General features: G+C 46.5%; 14 protein-coding genes. 10 read left to right on the top strand and 4 right to left on the bottom strand.

Annotation, left to right across the window (positions count from 1 at the left end; genetic code table 11):
* Positions 1 to 47: 47 nt before the first annotated feature.
* The 4 genes from MKX41_RS00425 (at position 48) to MKX41_RS00410 (ending at position 4,840) form a co-directional block, all read left to right on the top strand.
* Positions 48 to 1,700, top strand: coding sequence for a helix-turn-helix domain-containing protein (locus tag MKX41_RS00425; protein ID WP_340968068.1), 1,653 nt, complete (start codon positions 48 to 50; stop codon positions 1,698 to 1,700).
* A 175-nt stretch (positions 1,701 to 1,875) separates the two neighbouring features.
* Positions 1,876 to 2,823, top strand: a complete 948-nt coding sequence (locus MKX41_RS00420) for an iron-hydroxamate ABC transporter substrate-binding protein (protein ID WP_042185910.1) — start codon at positions 1,876 to 1,878, stop codon at positions 2,821 to 2,823.
* Positions 2,824 to 2,828: 5 nt separating this feature from the next.
* Positions 2,829 to 3,836, top strand: coding sequence for a FecCD family ABC transporter permease (locus MKX41_RS00415; RefSeq protein WP_149647855.1), 1,008 nt, complete (start codon positions 2,829 to 2,831; stop codon positions 3,834 to 3,836).
* Entirely contained in the window at positions 3,833 to 4,840 is a 1,008-nt protein-coding gene (locus tag MKX41_RS00410; RefSeq protein ID WP_042185906.1) for a FecCD family ABC transporter permease, read from the top strand. Before MKX41_RS00415 ends, MKX41_RS00410 begins: the two co-directional genes overlap by 4 nt.
* Before the next feature lie 197 nt (positions 4,841 to 5,037).
* Here MKX41_RS00410 and MKX41_RS00405 read toward each other — a convergent pair whose 3' ends face one another.
* Together MKX41_RS00405 and MKX41_RS00400 are read right to left on the bottom strand one after the other, a co-directional pair.
* Positions 5,038 to 5,736 (bottom strand): SDR family oxidoreductase, encoded by a 699-nt coding sequence (locus tag MKX41_RS00405; protein WP_149647853.1) that lies wholly within the window; start codon positions 5,734 to 5,736, stop codon positions 5,038 to 5,040.
* Between the two features lie 2 nt (positions 5,737 to 5,738).
* Complete coding sequence (locus MKX41_RS00400; protein WP_042185902.1) at positions 5,739 to 6,203, bottom strand: VOC family protein; 465 nt, start codon at positions 6,201 to 6,203, stop codon at positions 5,739 to 5,741.
* 175 nt (positions 6,204 to 6,378) lie between these two features.
* Between MKX41_RS00400 and MKX41_RS00395 the strand changes: the two genes are divergently transcribed.
* From MKX41_RS00395 to MKX41_RS00385, 3 genes are read left to right on the top strand one after another with little or no spacing between them, the layout of a single operon-like run.
* Positions 6,379 to 7,260: a carbohydrate ABC transporter permease gene (locus MKX41_RS00395; RefSeq protein WP_076284346.1), complete on the top strand. Its 882-nt coding sequence runs from the start codon at positions 6,379 to 6,381 to the stop codon at positions 7,258 to 7,260.
* Entirely contained in the window at positions 7,260 to 8,099 is an 840-nt protein-coding gene (locus MKX41_RS00390) for a carbohydrate ABC transporter permease (RefSeq protein ID WP_076298168.1), read from the top strand. Before MKX41_RS00395 ends, MKX41_RS00390 begins: the two co-directional genes overlap by 1 nt.
* A 32-nt stretch (positions 8,100 to 8,131) precedes the next feature.
* Positions 8,132 to 9,403, top strand: a complete 1,272-nt coding sequence (locus tag MKX41_RS00385) for an ABC transporter substrate-binding protein (protein WP_445671300.1) — start codon at positions 8,132 to 8,134, stop codon at positions 9,401 to 9,403.
* An 80-nt stretch (positions 9,404 to 9,483) separates the two neighbouring features.
* Here the strand turns inward: MKX41_RS00385 and MKX41_RS00380 are convergent, their stop codons facing one another.
* A complete protein-coding gene (locus MKX41_RS00380; protein WP_042185894.1) occupies positions 9,484 to 10,065 on the bottom strand; it encodes a TetR/AcrR family transcriptional regulator in 582 nt (193 codons plus the stop codon).
* A 294-nt stretch (positions 10,066 to 10,359) separates the two neighbouring features.
* Here MKX41_RS00380 and MKX41_RS00375 point away from each other — a divergent pair, with 294 nt between their 5' ends.
* The 3 genes from MKX41_RS00375 (at position 10,360) to MKX41_RS00365 (ending at position 15,074) form a co-directional block, all read left to right on the top strand.
* Positions 10,360 to 11,802 carry a DHA2 family efflux MFS transporter permease subunit gene (locus MKX41_RS00375; protein ID WP_231573474.1) on the top strand — a complete coding sequence of 481 codons (1,443 nt, stop codon included), beginning with the start codon at positions 10,360 to 10,362 and terminating at the stop codon, positions 11,800 to 11,802.
* Between the two features lie 256 nt (positions 11,803 to 12,058).
* Complete coding sequence (locus MKX41_RS00370) at positions 12,059 to 12,676, top strand: TetR/AcrR family transcriptional regulator (RefSeq protein WP_042185890.1); 618 nt, start codon at positions 12,059 to 12,061, stop codon at positions 12,674 to 12,676.
* Between the two features lie 28 nt (positions 12,677 to 12,704).
* On the top strand, positions 12,705 to 15,074 hold the full coding sequence (locus MKX41_RS00365) for an MMPL family transporter (RefSeq protein ID WP_340968061.1): 2,370 nt from the start codon (positions 12,705 to 12,707) through the stop codon (positions 15,072 to 15,074).
* Positions 15,075 to 15,788: 714 nt separating this feature from the next.
* Here MKX41_RS00365 and MKX41_RS00360 read toward each other — a convergent pair.
* Positions 15,789 to 20,402, bottom strand: a complete 4,614-nt coding sequence (locus tag MKX41_RS00360; protein WP_340968060.1) for an endo-1,4-beta-xylanase — start codon at positions 20,400 to 20,402, stop codon at positions 15,789 to 15,791.
* Positions 20,403 to 20,917 lie beyond the last annotated feature (515 nt).

Genomic DNA, 20,917 nt, shown 5'->3' with positions numbered 1-20,917 from the left:
CATAGCATTATAGTTTGAAAATATATTCAAGTAACGGAGGCCTTATTTTGAATAACGTTATCCCGGAATGGGCCGAATCTCATTTTCCTTTATATAGCGCTGGCAGCATTCAATCGATGTATGGGACCTCAAATCTACCAAGAGTTCAGATTCATGAGAATCTAACCGTATTACTGGCCGTTGCCGCTGGTAAAGGGAGCCTTGAGGTTAATAATCTGATTTATGAGCTTACGGAAGGAAGCGTACTCCTTCTCCCCGCTAATACGCATGCCTCTTTAATTACAAATCTCCAGCAGCCGCTTCATGCCTATAAGCTCACCATCTGGATTCAAGAGCAGACTCAGGCTATACCTGGCGGTGCGATGATACGGAAAAGCGAAATGGCTTCGAGTTCAAATATACTGTTGTTTCCTTATGAGCCTACCATTGTATCCAGTGTCAAGGAATTGTATCTTCACCGACTGCCAGATCGAGAAACACGCCATGTACAGAATCAAATGCTCTTTCATCAGATTATTCTACAATTGCTCGAACAGCAGGAAGCCAGATATACAGTTAACGAGCAACCATCGATGGAACGGAGCATTTCATACCTGGAGAATCACTTTAGCGAAAAAATAACACGTGAGCACTTAGCCGCCATTGCGGGTGTAAGCAGCTCGCATTATTCAACGCTGTTCAAGCAGGTGACAGGCTTCAGCCAGAGCGAATATCTGTCGCGGCTACGGGTTCATAGTGCCAAGGAGCTTTTGCTTAACGGTTCAGGCACACTTAGGGAAATTGCGCTAAAGGTAGGCTACAAGGATGAATTTTATCTCAGTCGTCGTTTTAAGCTGCAGACAGGCGCATCTCCGTCTGGTTACAGCCGAAGCTCTTTCCAGCGAGTTGCAGTAATGCTTACCCCTTATGCAAGCCATTTGCTGTTACTTGGCTTAGAACCTGCGGTTACCATCTCTGAAAGCAGTGAATATTTGAATCTTTCGGATCAGGAGCCACCGCAGTCGATGAAGTTTATCAATACAAACAGCTCGGCTGAACAGATCAGATCGCTATTACTTGATGCCAACGTTGAACTGATTATTGCGGCCAAAGAACATCTGGAGGAATACGGATTGAAGTCCGGGCAGCTGCGAGCTGTAGCACCTATTATGGAGATCTCTTGGAACGAAATCGGCTGGAAAGATCAGCTACGCCTAATCGGCCGAGCCATTCAGCGGAGTGAACGGGCGGAGCAGTGGCTGAAGGATTTTGAACAAGAAGAGCTAGAAGCCCGAGAAATAGTACAGCACAGCACAGTAGCTAACGATATCATCACCATTCTGGTAATCAAACCTGAGGAGCTACTCGTTTACGGAGCAAGGAATGTAGGTTATGTGATGTACCAATCCCTTGGACTTAGAGCACCGACCTTGATTGACAACGAGATAAAAAGATTGGGAGATCAGTTCCATTCGATTTCGATCGGGGTTTCAGATCTTGCAGATTATGCAGGAGACCGAATTTTAGTCATTGTATTTCCCGATGCCAAAGGCTCTACTGCGCATACTGAAGCGATCTTTCAATCCCCTTATTGGAGCCAGCTTCCCGCAGTGCAGCAGAAGAAAGCCCATATTCTTGATCTGGATGATTGGGTGCCTTATAACCCGGCTTCGATTCGCTTACAACTAGGACGAGCGGTAGCTTTATTCGGAGGCAAATAATAGTCCAAGTCTTTTTTCCAACAAAAAGGCATGGTTAGGCACATAAGTGATCCCTATAATGATTACAAATGCGAATGATTCTCATAATCACTCTAAGGCATAGGCTGAAGATTGATTTACACTGTTTGAATTGTTCAAAGTAACACTGTCATACAAAAAAGGGGAGAATTATTTAATGAGAAAGATATTTATTCCGTTTGTACTTATTATGGGGATTGCACTTAGTGCTTGTGGGGGAAATCAGGCGAAGAATGATGCTAGTCCTACAAACAGCCCATCTTCTACTCCTGCTGCGGAGTCAGAAAGTGCGACTTTTACGTATCAATCCGAAGATGGACCTGTTGAGGTTCCAACACATCCTCAGCGTGTTGTTGTACTCACCCGTTTTTTAACAGGTAATGTCATGGCACTGGGTGTACCTGTTGTGGGCGTAGATGAAATGTCTAAAACTAACCCACGCTTTGAAGAGCAACTAAAAGACGTAGAAGCGGTTAGCGATGAAAGTCTGGAGAAAATCATTGAACTGCAGCCGGATCTGATCATCGGACTCTCCGATATTAAGAATATCGATAAATTCAAGCAAATCGCACCAACCGTTACTTATACTTATAATAAAGTGGATTACTTAACCCAACAGCTGGAAGTCGGCAAATTGGTAAACAAAGAAAAAGAAGCTCAAGCTTGGGTCGATGATTTTAGTGCCCGCACCAAAAAAGCGGGTGAAGAAATCAGAGCGAAGATCGGTGATAATGCAACTGTCTCTGTTATTGAGACCTTTAATAAGCAATTGTATGTATACGGGTATAACTTTGGCCGCGGAACTGAACTCCTCTATGGGGACTTCAAGCTTGGCATGCCAGAAACAGTAAAAGAAAGCACCAAAACGGATGGATTCTTTGCTGTCTCGACAGAAGTGCTGAAGGATTATCTGGGCGATTACGTTATTTTCAGTAAAAATGCGGATGAAGATAATTCCTTCCAGAATACAGAAATCTACAAGAGCATCCCTGCCGTCAAAAACAATCGTGTTTTCGAGGCTGATGCAAAAGCATTCTATTTTAACGATCCGCTTAGCCTTGAGTACCAGTTGGAATTCTTTGAACAACAATTTCTTGGAAAATAAAGATAATGACTACGAAGCAAACTTCCATTCCATTTTTATATAAGCTGCTTGGTAGCGTGCTGGTAATGGTTATATGCCTCGTGATTGCTATGCTATTCGGGGCTAAAGAAACCACTTTCAATGATCTGTGGCTTGCCATCACCTCTAATTCAAAGGCAGACAATGTCCTTATTCTGCGTGAGATCCGGCTACCTCGCGAACTCGCCGCCATGCTGATCGGTGCTGCCTTTGCCGTATCCGGTGCTATCATGCAGGGGGTTACACGCAATCCATTAGCCGACCCAGGCCTGCTCGGTCTGACCTCGGGCGCGAATATGGCGCTGGCTCTTACGTTTGTATTTCTGCCGGGACTGAATTATTTTGGTACCATGATCGCTTGTTTTTTTGGCGCTGCCCTAGGAGCCGTGCTAGTGCTTGTTCTAGGTTCTGTGCGCCAAGGTGGCTTCTCTCCGATTCGAATCGTACTCGCCGGTGCAGCGGTATCTGCCTTTCTGTATGCTATTGCAAGTGGTGTAAGCATTGCCTTCAAAATATCCAAGGATGTATCCATGTGGACAGCGGGTGGATTGATCGGCACAACCTGGGGCCAGCTTCAGGCTATCGCACCCGTTATTCTCATCGGCATTGTGGTGGCATTAATATTTTCAAACCAGTTAACCATTCTTAGCTTAAGTGACGAGGTAGCCATCGGATTAGGACAAAACCTTGCTGTGGTTAAAGGGATTCTATTCACTCTTATTATTCTGCTGACTGGAGCATCGGTCGCTCTAATTGGGGATATGGCTTTTGTAGGGCTGATGATTCCGCATATTGTCCGTAAGATTGTCGGTACCGATTACCGGTATATTTTGCCGATATCGATCTTTACGGGTGCATCGTTCATGCTTCTCGCGGATACAATTGGACGGACAATCCATGCACCTTATGAGACGCCAGTGGTCGCCGTCGTAGCTATGCTTGGGCTACCTTTCTTCTTGTTTGTTGTTCGGAAAGGAGGTAAAACACTCTCATGATTTCCTCTGCACCCGTGCGAAAACAACGTATTATCCTATGTGTATGCACCGGATTGATTCTGCTAACAGCAATCGTCAGCATGGGAATCGGGTACTCTTCCCTATCTTTTGACAGACTGCTCCCGGTTCTGTTCGGGCATGGAACCTTTAAAGAGGACTTTGTATTATTCTCTGTAAGATTGCCGAGGATTCTGATTACACTGCTGGCAGGCATGGCCTTGGCGTTATCCGGTTCCATTCTGCAAAGCGTTACACGAAACGATCTAGCCGACCCCGGTATTATTGGTATCAACTCTGGTGCGGGTGTGGCTGTCGCTGTTTTCTTTCTTTTTTTCCCGGTTAGCGCTGGATCATTCATTTATGCGCTGCCGCTGGTTGCTTTTATAGGGGCATTACTTACGGCAGCGTTAATCTATCTATTTTCATATAGTCGGACTAAGGGGCTTGATCCTGTTCGATTGGTGCTCGTTGGGGTAGGGTTCTCCCTAGCGTTGTCTGGCGTTATGATCGTGATCATTTCGTCCGCGGATCGTGCCAAGGTAGATTTTATTGCAAAATGGATCGCAGGGAATATATGGGGTACAGATTGGCCATTCATTTGGGCTTTACTGCCTTGGTTGATCTTACTAGTTCCCTTTACCCTGTACAAATCACAGCGACTCAACCTGCTCAGCCTAAGTGAAGTCTCTGCCATTGGTGTCGGGCTGAATCTCGAACGTGAACGTATCGTTCTGATTCTCACGGCAGTTGCAGCTTCCGCCTCCGCGGTTTCTGTCACAGGCGGGATCGCCTTCATCGGACTGATGGCTCCACATATTGCCAAATCGCTAGTCGGCCCGCGTAATCAGATGTTTATTCCCGTCGCTGTATTGCTGGGCGGCTGGTTACTTTTGATCGCGGACACCGTTGGCCGCAATCTCGTCGATCCTGACGGCATTCCGGCAGGTATCATGGTGTCGCTAATCGGCGTACCTTATTTCGCTTATTTATTGCTTAAGAAATAAGCAGTTCTATAAACAAAAAAGAGGACCTCGGCATAATTGCCGAGGTTCTCTTTACTGACCGTCTTTGTCCCCAGATTTCCACCGCTACGAGCGGTTCAATCAAGAAATCTGGGGACAACAACGGCAGGAAGTCCAATGATTCACCGCAGTGAATACTGAGCTTTTTGTTCGCAAATTTAGTTCAGCCTATATATCACCTAAATCTTCATATCCTTACCCGTATAATCTACAAACATGAAATGACCTTCTGGTGTAGTACGCTTCTCGATCAGGTCAAGGATCCCCTCGGCACTTTGATTTGGATTTGTCGGTGCCTCTGCCCCGCCCATATCGGTTTGCATCCACCCCGGATGCACGCTGAGCACTTGAATCCCACGTTCTTTTACATAGACATGCAGCTGCTGTGTGAACATATTGAGCGCCGCTTTGGAAATGCCATAAGGATAGTCGTTCGGATAAGCATTCGTGATACTTCCTGCTTCCGACGATATATTGATGATCGAGCATTCGGGTTCCGTAAGTAGCGGCAGGAAATGCTTAACCACTCGTATCGGTCCATACAGATTAATATCCATCGTTGTAAGCATATCTTGGAAATCCAACGCTTCAATCGATGTATCCCGAGCGTTGAGTACCGCCGCATTATTAATAATGGCACCGAGGGTCCGACCTTGTTCTTGTAGACTCGCAGCCAGTGCCGCGATTCCTGCCTCGTCCGTCACGTCCAGCGCAGCGATGGTTAGCTTCTCTCCATAGGTTTCAGCAAGCTTCGATAGCGCTGTTTGTTCCTGATCGGGCCGGCGAACCCCAGCAATAACTCCATAGCCCCGCTTCAGCGCTTCGGCCGCCAGTTCATAACCCAGTCCACGTCCAGCACCTGTAATGATAATATTCATAGTTATTCCTCCCCGTTATCCTTATCGTTCTCTAGCAGCTCCACAATTACTTTTAACTCCTTGAAAGTGTCCATATAAGCATAACGCCCCCCGGTATACTCACCCTTTTGCTGGAGTGGGAAGCCTTTGCCTTCTAGCAGCATTATCTTTTCTTTCATTCCTTCAACTACAAAAGCAATATGATGAGGCCCCTCACCATGTTCATTCAAGTAATCCCGCCACGTACTCGGCTCATGATCCGGTTCAATCAATTCCAGCTGTAAAGAGCCCATATCAAAAAAAGCTAGCTTAGCCCGCGCCTGCGTAGCCACGCCATTATGCCGGGTCTGCGCAATATCTTCTGTATCTGTAACGATAATTTCCGGCTTTTTGAGTCCAAAAAACTCCGCATATGCCGTACTTACCTTCTCCACATCATTCACCAATATTCCAATCTGCGTAACAAAATTACCAAGCAATCCTGACATGCGCATCAACCTCCTATTAGTCTGACAAGTCCACCATACCGATTCTTTGAAAGGGCTGTCAAGCCTGTGTTGAAATCATTCTGAGCAACGATAATTTCAAGTATGTTTGTTTCGCTTAATCACCAATCCGGTTATAGAATGAAAAGTTTACATTAACAAAAAGGGGTGAGGAACGATGGACCATAGAAAAAGATCACGCCTGATGCAGCAGTTTGTTTTTGTCGGGCCGACTTCCTTGTTTTTCTTTATGATTGTGCTGATTCCTTTCTTTTTAGGACTCTATTATTCTTTTACCAGTTGGAACGGAATTTCACGTGATGTGGAGTGGACCGGACTCCGGAATTATCTACATATCTTCACAAAGGACCCTTCCTTTCTTCATTCATTCTGGTTCACGGCGAAGTTCACTTTCTTCGGTCTGGTACTGACCAATCTGCTCGGCTTCGCACTCGCTTATGTGCTGACCCGCAAGCTATTCACGCGCAATGTCCTGAGAACGGTATTTTTTGTACCTCATGTTATCGGTGGACTTTTGCTCGGGTTCATTTGGCAGTTTATTTTTGTCAGAGGGTTCTCCTCGATTGGACAGGCTACGGGCTGGTCCTTCTTTAATCTTCCGTGGCTGGGCACCGGAGGGACAGCCTTCTGGGCGATTGTAATCGTATTTGTCTGGCAAAATGCAGGGTACCTAATGGTCATCTACATTTCTGCAATCAACAACGTTCCCAAAAGCCTGATTGAAGCCTCAAAAGTGGATGGTGCCGGACGCTTTCAGGCTTTACGCCATGTCACCATTCCGCTGGTTATGCCAGCTGTAACCGTTTGTCTGTTCCTTTCTATCTCTTGGTCGTTTAAGCTGTTCGACCTTAACCTGTCGCTGACCAAGGGTGGTCCCTTCAAAGCTACTGAATCTGTAGCGTTGAATATTTACAATGAGGCCTATACTATTAGCCGATTCGGGATGGGCTCCGCGAAAGCGATGATTTTCTTCGTCATTGTGGCCGTAATCTCCCTGCTACAGGTTAGAGCAACCAAGAAAAGAGAGGTGGAGCTGTAATGGAGACTACCGCCAAGAAATTCAATGTGCCATTGCTTCTCGTCGAAGTAATTGTGATCCTCCTGGGCCTTCTATTCCTAGTACCGTTTTACTTTCTTCTAGCTAACTCGGTTAAAAGCTATAGTGAGATTCTTTCGGATTCCGCTGCGCTGCCCTCTGTATTCCAGTGGAGCAACTACGCCGAAGCTTGGAAAGCTATCAATTTTCCTCGTGCCTTTATGAACTCTTTTATTATCACGGTGATTAGTAATATTCTGCTAGCGTTCCTCTGCTCTATGTGCGCTTACAAAATGGTCCGCAATAACAGCTTATATAACCGCATACTTTATATTGCTTTAGTGGCCGCTATGGTTATTCCGTTTCAGGCGATCATGATTCCGCTGGTGCAAGTTGTTAGCGGTCTGGGCGTCATGGATTCAACCGCAGGTTTGATTTTAGCGTATCTTGGATTTGGCGCCCCGATGACTGTGTTTCTATTCCATGGCTTCGTCAAATCGGTACCTCTTGATATTGAGGAGGCTTCGAGAGTAGACGGCAACAGTCCTTATGGTACCTTTTTCCGAATTGTGCTTCCGCTCATGCAGCCGATTATTGTCACTGTCATTATTCTGAATACCCTGTGGATCTGGAACGATTACCTGATGCCTTCGCTTATTCTGCAGGACCCGGTGCTTCGCACCATTCCCATCGCCACTTATAGCTTCTTCGGACAATATACGAAACAGTGGGATTTGGCACTTCCGGGACTTGTGCTCGGGATTACGCCCGTGGTCATCTTTTTCCTAGCGATGCAAAAATATATTATTGAAGGTATTGCCCAAGGCTCCGTAAAGGGCTAACGATACATGTTATTTTCAGCCAGAGAGGATGAATGAATATGAGAACCAAACGTGGAATTCTCCTCGCATGCTCCCTGCTGCTGGCTGCTCTGACAGCCGGCTGCGGACGTGGCAGTGACAATGCGAATGGAGTTAAAACCGTGCATATCTACCAGTTCAAGGTTGAAATATCTGAAGCGCTAGCTTCGCTTAAGACTGAGTTTGAGAAGGAACACCCCGATATTAAGCTGGAGGTGCAAAGCGTGGGTGGCGGGACCGATTATGGTGCCTCCCTACGCGCCAAGTTCTCATCTGGAGATGAACCGGATATCTTCACCATTGGTGGCAACAATGAACGTGATATGTGGATGGAATATCTGGAGGATTTAAGCGGTGAAGCTTGGGCCAAGGATGTAAAGCCCCTTGCAGCAGAACAAATGACTGCAGATGGCAAGCTCTATGGCATGCCCATGAATCTCGAAGGATACGGCTTCATCTATAATAAGGACCTGTTTAAGAAAGCAGGCATCACCGAGAAACCCTTAACTCTAACCGCTCTGCGCGAAGCCTCCGAGAAGTTAAATGCAGCAGGCATCACACCTTTTGCAAATGGATATCAGGAATGGTTCGTGCTCGGCAATCATAATGTGAACGTAGCTTTCGCCCAGCAGCCAGATCCCGAAGCATTTATCGCCGGGCTTACGGACGGCACCAAAACTTTCGCTGGAGACCCGGTTTTCTCCAAATGGATCGACCTGCTGGACCTTACTGTAGAGTACGGCAACAAAAATCCACTCTCCACCGACTATAATACCCAAGTCACGATGGTAGCGAGCGGAGAAGCCGCGATGATGCAGCAGGGTAACTGGACGCAAGGACAGATCGACGGCATCGATCCTAATCTAAATCTGGGTATCCTACCGATGCCCATTGACGATACCCCCGAAGACAACGACAAGCTGTATGTAGGCGTGCCAAGCAATTGGGTGATCAATAAAAACTCTCCCGTCAAGCAGGAAGCCAAGGTTTTCCTGGATTGGCTGGTCACCTCCGAGACCGGGAAAAAGTATATCACTAAGGAATTCCAGTTCATCCCTGCGCTCGACAGCATTAAGGGCACCGAAGAAGATCTTGGAGCGCTGGGCGCCGAGGTGCTGGCTTATACCGATAAGGATCAAGCGCTGACCTGGAACTGGACCCGTCTGCCGAACGGGATGCCGCAGGAATTATCCAGCAGCATCCAAGGCTATCTCGGTGGCAAGCTGAACAAGGAAGGTATGCTGAAGGAATTCCAAGTCAACTGGGATAATCTCAGTGTGCAGTGAGTTACCCGCTCTGTACACGATCGTAAAGAAAAAGCCGCGCAGCGATGCACGGCTTTTTCTTTACGATCGTATTCATTTGACTAGTTCGCACGCAGCATACTAATTTGTCTGGCAAGATACACTGGTGTATAGGGCATGTCATCTCGAAGCCAAGAAATAACCGTGCCAATCAGGGCTGCTGAACCGTACCAAACGGCAATGTCCTTCTGTATGGGCATCTTGGAATGCTCAGCAGCACCCTCCTTTTTCTCCTGGTGTGCAGAGATGATTTCCGCCATCAAGTTGAACAGACGGTCTGTAAAAATAGGGCTTCTTTTCGATGTGAGTATCACTTTATAGAATTTGGCATTTTCCGCAATATGCTTAAGCAGACTCTCTAATATCCTCAAATTCTCTTCTTCAACCGATTCGTGATCGTTGTCATCGTTGTTGACCACTTGTAAAATGTCCTCCACCATCTCATCCGCCATCTTTTCCAACATATCCGGGAGATCCCGATAATGCAGATAAAAAGTAACACGATTGATTTTAGCCCGCTCTGCAATACGGTTTACTGATATTTTCTCAATATCCATTTCCTCAAGCAATTCAATCACAGCATCTCTAAGCAATTGACGTGTACGAAGTACCCGGGGATCTGTACGTTGCGTTGTGTTATTCATCTTACTCTCTCCAATCTTTAACTTTCATATCGTAAACTACAATTTATAAAAAATTGTTGTTTTTTCATGAGAAAACACTACAAATTTAAAATGAATGTAAACTATTTTACATTTTTTCGCAAATCGTTGCTTGATTACATGAAAATTTCATTTATAATCTAATTCATGCATTGTAAACTATACAACACACTGTAAATTTAGTCCATGATCGACGATTTGAGAGGATGGAGTGGAGTGAGTACAAAGACAGAAGTATCAAGCAGTTCCGTAAAAAAGGGACCCATCTTATTCATTATGATTTTGGGCGCTTTTCTTGCGACACTGAATCAGACAGTAATGAGCGTTGCCGTTCCCGAGTTAATGCATGATTTTAATATCTCGGCTGCAACCGCTCAGTGGCTGACAACAGGCTATATGCTGGTTAATGGTGTTCTAATCCCAATTACAGCTTATTTGATGCAACGGTTTACGACACGAGAGCTTTTTCAAGCTTCCATGTTTATATTTTTAGCTGGAACGATCGTCTCAGCCATCGCGACAAACTTCCCTATTCTACTGACCGGGCGTATGATTCAGGCAGCTGGCGCTGGGATTATCATGCCACTGCTCACAAATGTCATCTTGACCCTGTTCCCTCCTGCAAAGAGAGGGGCTGCCATGGGGATGGTAGGCTTAGCCATTATTTTCGCACCTGCGATTGGACCTACTCTGGCCGGATATATTTTGGAGCATTATTCTTGGGAGACTATGTTCTATGGCATGATTCCTTTGACCGTCATTGTAATCATATGTGGATTTATTTATTTGAGAAATGTATCGGAGCGCATCTATCCTAAGCTGGATATTGTTGGTGTAGTTCTTTCTACTATCGGTTTTGGCACCTTGCTGTATGGCTTCAGCCGTGCTGCCAGCGCAGGCTGGTCAAGCGCAGAAGTACTGTTGTCTCTGGGTCTAGGTGTCCTTTCCCTTGGCTTGTTTACTTGGAAACAGCTAGCCTCCCAGAACCCGTTGCTTGATCTTCGAGCTTTCAAATACAGCATGTTTTCCTTAACGACTGTCATCAGTATCGCAGTCACTATCGTGATGTATGCAGATATGATGCTGCTGCCTTTGTATCTTCAAAATGCCCGTGGCTTTACAGCGATGGAATCCGGCTTACTGCTGCTTCCTGGTGCGCTCATTATGGGTTTATTGATGCCGGTAACCGGAAAGCTGTTCGACCGGTTCGGGGCAAAGTGGCTCGCTATTATCGGTCTACTGATTACAATTGCAACGACGCTAAGCTTTGTGAATTTAACGGACTCAACCAGTTACATGTATCTGGTATATATGTCAACTGGCCGCCGGATCGGTATGGCTCTGCTCCTTATGCCAATACAAACTTTAGGGCTAAATCAATTGCCCTCCAAGCTTAGTGCGCACGGTACAGCAATTTCGAACACCATTCGACAAGTGGCTGGCGCCGTAGGGACTTCCCTACTTGTCACTGTAATGACAAGCCGTACTACAACGCATATGAAGGATATGCTGGCCTCGGGCAGCACACAGAACGGAACACAAGAACATATGATTATGGAAGCTTCCATTCAAGGTATCAATGATTCCTATCTAGTTATTGTTGGTATCGGCATTCTTGGGCTGCTGCTCTCTTTCTTCATTAAACGTGTTGGGCAAGCGCCTGATCCGGAGCAAGAACCCGAAGTGAAGCTCAAAAAAATTATTGCTAAAGAAGCTTAATATATAGAAGCAATTAGCACTATTTAAACCAACTTGCAAAAGAGATCAGCGATGTTAATCATTGCTGATCTCTTTTTAGTCTGACAACTACCCTGCTTATAAGCTCTGGCGGTTCACTACCCTGTATCCTGAATTAACCTCCACTCGCTTCTAAAAAATTGCCCATTGCGCAATTTTGCCCTTTGGGCAATAATATAAAAATAGAAAATAGAGCACAGAATGTCCTCTGTACTTAAGAAAGGAGATCGCATAGAACTTGAACCCCAAACAGACGCTGCGCGACAAAAAAAAAGAAGCTACGGCCTATGCCTTAGCCAAATCTGCCTTCGAGCTTGCGCTTGAACTAGGGATGGACGGCTTCATCGTCGACGACGTTGTACAGAAGGCTGGCTACTCCCGGCGGACCTTTGCCAACTACTTCTCGTGCAAAGAAGAGGCGGTAGCAGCATATTTTATCAGCAACTCTTCAAGAGAAGATAAAAGCATGTTATTCGATAACCTGCCACCAGATGCAACACCGCTAGATGCCTTGTACAAATTGTTCAAGCTGCAGTTTACTTCCGAGTTTCTGTATCAATTGCGGCAGTTCGTATCGCTGGCTAATCAGTATCAGTCACTGGAGCCTTATATTCTCAGCGTATTCCGCCGCCTGCAGATTGCCGCACAGGAAGTGCTCGAACAGTTTACTCATGGACGTTATGCCGACGGGTATACACATCTTCTCGCAGGCGCCGTTTACGGAGCGTTCGTGCCGATTCTGGATGGACGTCTGAACGTCATGCTGCCAGGTGAAGCGCAGGATGAACACTCCGATGCCATATCGTTCGATCAATATCTAAATTCCATGTTTACTTATTTACGCAAAGGCTTTTAATTTAGAGATACAAAGGAGAAACCATAATATGTCTACATTTCTATACCGATTGGGCAAATCTGCATATACCAAGCCCTGGTATTTCCTTACCGTCTGGATTCTGATTCTCGGTGTTATAGGCGCCCTGCTTGGTGTCAATGGCATCCAGTCCAGCTCAGAAATGAAAATTGAGGGCACTGAATCGCAAAAAGTACTGGATATGCTGGTCAAGGAACTTCCAGCAGCTGCTGGCGGTCAGGCGAGTGTTGCCTTCACCGCGCCTGATGGAGAACGGCTAGATACGCCGGAGAGATCAGCACGGATTCTGAAGGCTATAAATGATGTCTACAGCATGGACTATATCATCAATCCTGCTGAACTGGCCGCGCAAGCCGCGGCGGCTACGGGTCAAGCTGCAGGAGCAGACCCATCAGCAGCTGCCAGTGGCCAAACTGCCACTGCAGACCCTTCGGCGGCTGCGAGTCAGACAGACGCTGCGGGTCAAGCTACTGCTTCGGTTCAGGCCGTTCCTTACGGGCCACTAATCGTTGATGGTGCTCCGGTTCCCGGCGTCATGCTGTCTGCCGACGGCAGCATCGCCCTGTTCCAATTCCAGTTCACTGTTCAGCAGACATCACTCCCCTCTTCTGTACCAGATAACGTGATTAAGGCTGTAACCGAAGTCGAGCAGGCAGGCTCCGGGATCACAGCCATTCCGAGTGATTCGCTCAAAAGCACACCGTCCATCGGATCTACGGAAGCGATCGGAGTAGCCGTCGCAGCAGTTGTGCTGTTTATTACACTCGGTTCGATTGTTGCAGCCGGACTGCCGCTGATCACCGCGCTTCTTGGCGTCGCGATTAGCGTCGGCGGTGCTTTTGCTCTTTCGAATATTGTGCACATGAATGACATTACACCCATTCTCGCAGTCATGATCGGTCTGGCTGTTGGTATCGACTACTCCTTATTTATCGTGAACCGGCAGCGGCGGTTAATTCTCGATGAGAATTTAAGTGCCAAGGAAGCAGCAAGCCGAGCTGTCGGCACCGCCGGCAGTGCAGTATTCTTCGCCGGACTGACCGTCATCATCGCCCTATGTGGCATGTTGGTCATCGGCATCGGCTTCTTGTCAACCATGGCTCTCGTTGCTGCTGTCAGCGTGCTGATCACTGTTCTGTTGGCGCTTACCCTGCTGCCTGCGCTGCTGGGTCTCGTCGGCGAACGGATCTGCACCGCCAAGGCACGTTCAAAGAACGTAGCTTCCGCGAACAAAGCCCGTCACGGGTTCTCACACCGCTGGGCGAACGCAACGGTAAAATACCGCTGGGCTATCATTGTTCTAGTGGTCTTGGTTCTTGGTACAGCGGCGATTCCAGTAACCAAAATGGAGCTAGGTATTCCGTCTGGCGCTTCGGCAAATCTGGACACTCCAGCACGCCAGAGCTATGACATCATCTCCAAGGGCTTCGGCGAAGGGTTCAACGGTCCGCTACTACTGGTGGCCCAACCAAACAACCCGTCCGACAAGATTTCCATGGAGACGCTTGGTAAGCTGGTTCAAGAGCTGCAAATGCATGATAACGTCACGCTGGTGTCCCCGATGGGTGTCAACGCGACCGGAGATATTGCTATTATCAGTCTAATCCCTAAAACCGGCCCTACAGATACAAAAACGAGAGATCTGGTACAGGATCTGCGCGATCCCGCTTCCAGCCTCGCATCATCAAATGATGTAACACTTGGTGTGACCGGCTTCACTGCGATCAACATCGATATGTCCTCCAAGCTATCCGATGCATTTCCCGTGTATATCGGCATCATCGTAATTCTATCCCTAATTATACTGCTGCTTGTTTTCCGGTCGGTCATCGTTCCGATCAAGGCGACGGTAGGCTTCATTCTCAGTGTGCTCGCTACTTTCGGTCTAACCACGGCCGTATACCAGTGGGGATGGCTGCACTCCCTGTTTGGTTTTGACACAGGAGGCCCACTGCTCAGCTTTATGCCAATTCTGGTCACCGGCATTCTGTACGGACTGGCGATGGATTATCAGGTATTCCTCGTCAGCTCCATGCGTGAGGCTTACGTCCATGGACGTCGTGGCAACGACAGTGTGGTTCACGGCTACGATCTCGCCAGCCGTGTCGTACTTGCCGCAGGCGTAATCATGGTTTCCGTCTTCGCTGGCTTCATCTTCGCACCTGATGCGATGATCAAGCAGATCGGATTCGCACTGGCCTTCGGCATCCTGATCGATGCTTTCATCATCCGCATGACGCTCGTTCCGGCAGTAATGGCCGTCTTCGGCGACAAAGCCTGGTGGCTTCCGAAATGGCTAGACCGTCTGCTTCCGAACCTCGACGTCGAGGGCGATAAGCTAATCGCCATGCTCAATGCCAAGGGAGAAGGTAAGAAATAAGAAGAGGACAGCCTTTGAATTGTCCTCCCCAAATTTTGAAGAGCATGACCCTGCGAACTACCTGCAGGGTCTGCTTTACTTTTTAAGGCATTGCAGTTCTCCTGTGTCAGAGAAATCTTCTCTATATTGATCGACGAACAAATCACCCTGTTGGGTGATTTGGCTTCTGTTAGTTTAAATTTGTAGCTTACGGAGCACACCTCGTTGCGCTTTCCACAGATTTTCGGTGGTTTGGCGAGAAAAACTCCAATGTAGAGGAGCATTTTGCTTAGGTAGAACGTGTTATAGGGAAATCCTCCCTATAAATTAGCTCACAGTCGTTATATGAGCAGATTATACGGAATTTCTCCCTATATATTGGTCAATTTCAATAAAACACACCGAGTTCAGCTGAATTATAGGGAGGATTTCCCTATAATCTCTCCACATAAGCTTTTAATGTAGAATTATAGGGAGGATTTCCCCATAATTCTATAGGTTTGACCCTGAAGCGAGGAACAAAAAGCAACTCCTATAAAGAAGCCAATAAACACGGGCTCCGGCACTGCTTTCGTGCACCCCTTGAACTCATTTCTGGCATAGCCCATATCCGTTGTGTCCTATACAAAACAAGAACAGCGATTCTCCATGGATGGGAGAATCGCTGTTTTCTGTCGTTACGTTTTTTTTGATATTTCTTGTAACCGCCTATAAAGACTTTCTCTCCAAGCTAGCCTACAGCTTCCAGATGCGGTACAAGATAACTGCTGCTTCAGCACGGGTAAGCGTGTCGTTAGGCGCAATTTTATCGTTCTTTCCGTTCACAACTCCGAATTTGACCAACAATAATGCGCTGTCTTTCGCATAGCTGGAGATGCTTGCTTCATCCAAATAAGCATTTAAAGTTCCACTCGCCTTGATTTGCTTACCGGATGCCGCTAGCGCACGCGCAGTCAGCACCATCATATCTTGGCGAGAGACTTCAATGTTTGGTCGGAACGTATCATCTTCAAAGCCTGTGGCAATTCCCAGTTCCTTCGCGATGACCAGTTCATCATAATAATAATCCGTCTTTTGGACATCGCTGAACAATGCTGCACTTTTGCCCGTCCCCTTCAGTTCAAGCGCTCTCACGAGAAGAGCAATGAAATCCGCTCGCTTCATAGAATCTGCAGGTGAGAAGCTATTCACGCTCGTTCCTTGGATGACATCGCGAGCAGCCATAACATCTATGGCTTTTTTTGCCCAAGATACGTTCTGCAGGTCTCCGAAGTTTTTCTTTACAAAGGTTACTGCATAAATGCTGAAGTGGGTCGTTTGAAATACAACCGTTTGGGTTGCAGCATCATATCGACCGTTCGGAACCGGTACTACGTTGCCCTTATCATCGATGTACCAAACAACGATTAAATCCGGATTACTTAGTTCCTCCGCTGTCGGTGTATACGGAATGGATACCGTGACAGGAGCGTTAGGGTTATTCCATGGAATGACTTTATCGCCTGATACTACGCTTAGATCAATAACCGGATGGCTGCCGATCAAATTGCGGGTAGCTGCACTCAGGCTGTCCGCTGAGACTTTACTTATGCGTATGGACACTTGCTCAGCATGGTCTGTTAAGTCGGGCAGCATATTGCTTGGAATTTGGATTGTAGCATTTTCCGTCTTAAGCAATAGTTCAAAGTTTTCTTTCCCCATCAAGCTTTGGGTTGGCAATTGTATATCATACACTTTCGCATCCGTTTGCTTTGGTACTTCGATCACGATTTGTTTCTTGCCGTTTGCCGCTGCTGTAGCTTGTTCAAGCGCCTTTTTCAAGTTGTCGCTGGAGATCGTGCCTATGGCACGCCCGTTATCGGATTTCACCTCCAGTGTAATCGTAACAACACCCTCTTTGTTTGTAATGGCTACAGGCTGTGGAGTTGTTACTACACTACCAGTGTTGCTACTACCAGTTGGTTCATTGGTTGGTGTTGGTGTTGGTGTTGGTGTTGGTGTTGGTGTTGGTGTTGGTGTTGGTGTTGGTGTTGGTGTTGGTGTTGGTGTTGGTGTTGGTGTTGGTGTTGGTGTTGGTGTTGGTGTTGGTGTTGGTGTTGGTGTTGGTGTTGGTGTTGGTGTTGGTGTTGGTGTTGGTGTTGGTGTTGGTGTTGGTTCCGTATCAGTTGACTTCCCCTTGAGGGTAAGTACACCGTAAACAGATGTGTCCATATATCCAGTACCGGTTGTATCGTTCCAAGCCGCAACACTTTGACGTGAGCCGTCTTTAGCATCATTGATCTGTACATCGAAACCAAGCTTTGTATCGTCATCTGGAGTTATCCCATGAAGCGGAATCTTCACTTCAACCGTGTAGTTTGTTCCGGAAATGTGAGTCGCCGACTCGAAACCAGCTGCGATGCTTGTTGGATTAAATGAAGTCTCGTTGTCAAAATTGACTCTGTACTGCCCATCATCCTCTTGATAGAACGTTGTTTTCCCATTGTTTTGGTCCACGAAGATTTCAACCGAATCCTGTTCATGTGCGTTCACACTGCTCTTATCAAGCTGCGTATCGCTAACCTGGATCAGGACATAAAGATTTTGATCATCCCAGAGTGCTTTTGCCACTCCGCTCGCTCCCTGCCAAGCTGTTTGATAACGGTTGATCGGCATTTCAGCGGTCTGGCTCCAGATCTCATCAACCGTTCCATCAATGACAGGTGCAGCGAATTTGGCGGTCGAATGATTGGCTTCAACCTTTTCAGGATCATGCTCTTCAATGAAGGTATCAGGATCGATAACGCCATAGTATGCTGGCTTGGCTTGCAAGTTCTTATCGAACAGTAGTGGATTGGATGAAGCTCTCCAGCTCGTGTTATCATCCATACCCCAGAAGGTAACGCGTTTGATATGCTCATCGTTAGCTCTGAAGATATTTAACAACTGCGCATACAGATAACCCTGCGCATTAGCGAGCTTCTCAGAAAGCTGATAGTTGCTTCCAGCCTGAATATCCAGCTCGGTAACGCTAACTTCGACACCCAAGGAAATAAACTTCTCCAATGACCGCTCCACATTTTCCGGGTTTGTATTGATGCTGTAATGTGCTTGCATGCCGACACCATCAATAAGCAATTTACCAGGGTGAGTGAGCGCATATTTATCATTAATTTCTTTGACCATACTGTAAATGGCCTGCGCTTTATTCTGATTATCTTCGTTATAATCATTGTAATAGAGTTTAATATTCCAATCAGGATTCGCGTCTAGAACTTCTCTTGCCGCCAGGAATGCCTGCTCTACGTAGTCTGCGCCGATAGCACTCTTCCATGGGGCGGATCGCAGTGCAGTTTTCCAATCCGTTGGGTTAGACGGGTTATCACTCATCGCCTCATTGACAACATCCCAGGAGATCACCTTATCGCCAAAATGCTCCATAACGGTTTTGATATGAGTCCTCATATTATCTAGAGCCTCATCCCGTCCCAAGGGGATCGTGTTGTTGTCTGCATCTGATGTTGTATTCATCCATGCTGGTGATTGCTGATGCCATACCAATACATGGCCATGCATCTGCATTCCCTCATGCAACACTTTATCTACAAGCTCATCCGCACCAGTGAACGTGAAGTTGCCCTTTGTAGGCTGCAATGCATCCGGCTTCATGGCATTACCTGCCGTAGCGACATTATGATGCATTTTCAGAAGTTCAAGTCTTACGCCTTCCAAATCCTCCGCAGATATTGCGTTTCCGATCAAAAAATGATCTTCATAAGCATCTTTAATCGGAATCAGATCCTTTTGAATACTAACCGGACCCGATCCTGTTTTTTCAAAGCTGATGTCGTCGATATAAAAGGATGCAGTACTGTTACTTGAGCTTTCCACATAAATGGTCAAATACTCGCTGCTTACATTGTTATAGCGGTATGTGCCTTCGAACTGAACCCAGCCATCGTTTGCGCTGATGGTTTTAGGTGCGAGTTGTACATAATTGGCGCTGCTTCCATTGCCAACCTGGGTAGACAGCTGAAGCTGGGAGCTTGCAGGCTGGATCAGCTTGACCCATAACGAAATTTTATATTCGTAGCCCTTGTCCACATATTTCTCCACACGTAATGAAGGCCCATGCCAGGTACTCGTTCTGCCCTCTACCTTTAAAGCATATGAACCGTTATCCGTATGATTCGCTTCATCGGTAATAGTAAGCGTCTCGCTACCTGCTCTGCCTTCAAAACCACCTGCTTTTTGATCCTCAAAAGTAACCGTGGTAAAAGGTAACGCTGGATCTCTAGGTGGTTCTGGTGTTGGTATTGGTGTCGGCTCTGCTGTCACCTTTTCTGTAACCAACACATCGCCGATATAGAACGGAACTGTTTTCCCTATCGCGTTCGATTGGACGCGAAGTTTCGTATCTTTACTCGTATCTACGATGAATTCTTTCGTCAAAGTGATCCCTTTGCCAGCTTCATAATCCCCACTTGCCAAAAGGGCATAACTGCCTATCGCTTGTATATAAGCTTGTGCACCGCTAGGTACAGTCACATCAGGATCAACGTACACTGTTGCGGTCACCGTGTAGGTTTTACCATTTTTCAGGCCTATGTCGCTAAATGTAAAATCAGCCGCGTCCCAATCATTTGTTCTATCGCTAACATATAAAGCGGCACCATCAGCATTACCAGCAAAAACCTTACCGGTGACAGCTGTTAGATTAGCACTACCTGATTGTGTAGCTAAACCCTTGCCACTCACAAAAGATTCGCGGTAAATTTCTTTATCCGTTTCTGTTACCGCTTTTTTTGCCGTGATGAGGACGTCCCCAATGTAAAACGGAACGGCTTTACCAATCTCGTCCGATAGAATACGTAGCGTCGTATCTTTACTCGTATCCACAGTGAATTCTTTAGTCAAGGTGATCGCTTTACCTGCTTCATAATTTACACTTGCCAAAAGACCATAGCTGTTTATGGTTTGGAGATAAGCTTGTGCGCCGCTAGGTACAGTCACATCAGCGTCAACATAAACGGATGCGGTCACCATGTAGGTTTTACCGTTTTCTAAGCCCATGTCGCTGAATTTGAAATCAACCGCGTCATAGTTATTTGTTCTGTTGCTTACATATAAAGCCGCTCCATCAGCATTGCCAGCAAATGCTTTATCGGTGACAGGCGTAAGACTAGCACTGCCTGATTGTGAAGCTAGACCCTTGCCACTCACAAAATTCTCGTGATATACCATTACTGAGTCTGATGGCACTGTCGCATCGGGTGCTGCAGCTTCCGTAATCGGAGCCAGCCAGCTAGACGGAATAAGCAAAGCAGCTGCAAGTAAGATCGAGATGACTTGTTTGAACATTCTACTCATTTGTTGCATTCCTCCTCCAGTGATTTTAAAATGAGATACCCTCCTGATACTTAGGCGTAGCCAATGTCTTTAACTTTAGAGATTCACCCCCCGTTTGTAACCGCTTACATATATGCTTACACCATTTTACAACTCCGACACAATTGACAACTATACTAATACTAAAGGTGTTACCCCCCATAATCATAGGAAAACACACGAAAGATCGAGGAATTCCCTATGTCTTCCCATGTATTAAGACTTCTTCATAGGTAATCCAATACTATTCATTAAAAAGATTTCACAATATGGACGATTACGAATGATCTTTTTTTAGATATGCGCATACTAAGCTCCATATTTTGAAACTTGCGCCAAGTTGAATCGTAAGTTTGAAGATAGGTCCTGAAGTCTACTGATTTGACGAACTGATATACCATACTTGTGTAGAACACGCAGTTATGTGCACTTATGCAGTAAATCGAAGCTTATGAGACCTAAAAAAAAGACACAGCACAGCGGAGAGGAGCTATCAT

The organism is Paenibacillus sp. FSL R5-0475 (genome assembly GCF_038004585.1).
Taxonomy (GTDB): domain Bacteria; phylum Bacillota; class Bacilli; order Paenibacillales; family Paenibacillaceae; genus Paenibacillus_AQ.
Note: the sequence above shows the minus strand (reverse complement) of the source record. Positions and strands in the feature narration are given on the sequence as shown.

Coding starts and splice junctions, on each gene's coding strand:
- MKX41_RS00360 (WP_340968060.1), bottom strand. CDS start 20,402: ATGAGTAGAATGTTCAAACAAGTCATCTCGATCTTACTTGCAGCTGCT.
- MKX41_RS00415 (WP_149647855.1), top strand. CDS start 2,829: ATGACTACGAAGCAAACTTCCATTCCATTTTTATATAAGCTGCTTGGT.
- MKX41_RS00400 (WP_042185902.1), bottom strand. CDS start 6,203: ATGTCAGGATTGCTTGGTAATTTTGTTACGCAGATTGGAATATTGGTG.
- MKX41_RS00420 (WP_042185910.1), top strand. CDS start 1,876: ATGAGAAAGATATTTATTCCGTTTGTACTTATTATGGGGATTGCACTT.
- MKX41_RS00380 (WP_042185894.1), bottom strand. CDS start 10,065: ATGAATAACACAACGCAACGTACAGATCCCCGGGTACTTCGTACACGT.
- MKX41_RS00385 (WP_445671300.1), top strand. CDS start 8,132: ATGAATATGAGAACCAAACGTGGAATTCTCCTCGCATGCTCCCTGCTG.
- MKX41_RS00390 (WP_076298168.1), top strand. CDS start 7,260: ATGGAGACTACCGCCAAGAAATTCAATGTGCCATTGCTTCTCGTCGAA.
- MKX41_RS00405 (WP_149647853.1), bottom strand. CDS start 5,736: ATGAATATTATCATTACAGGTGCTGGACGTGGACTGGGTTATGAACTG.
- MKX41_RS00395 (WP_076284346.1), top strand. CDS start 6,379: ATGGACCATAGAAAAAGATCACGCCTGATGCAGCAGTTTGTTTTTGTC.
- MKX41_RS00410 (WP_042185906.1), top strand. CDS start 3,833: ATGATTTCCTCTGCACCCGTGCGAAAACAACGTATTATCCTATGTGTA.
- MKX41_RS00365 (WP_340968061.1), top strand. CDS start 12,705: ATGTCTACATTTCTATACCGATTGGGCAAATCTGCATATACCAAGCCC.
- MKX41_RS00375 (WP_231573474.1), top strand. CDS start 10,360: ATGATTTTGGGCGCTTTTCTTGCGACACTGAATCAGACAGTAATGAGC.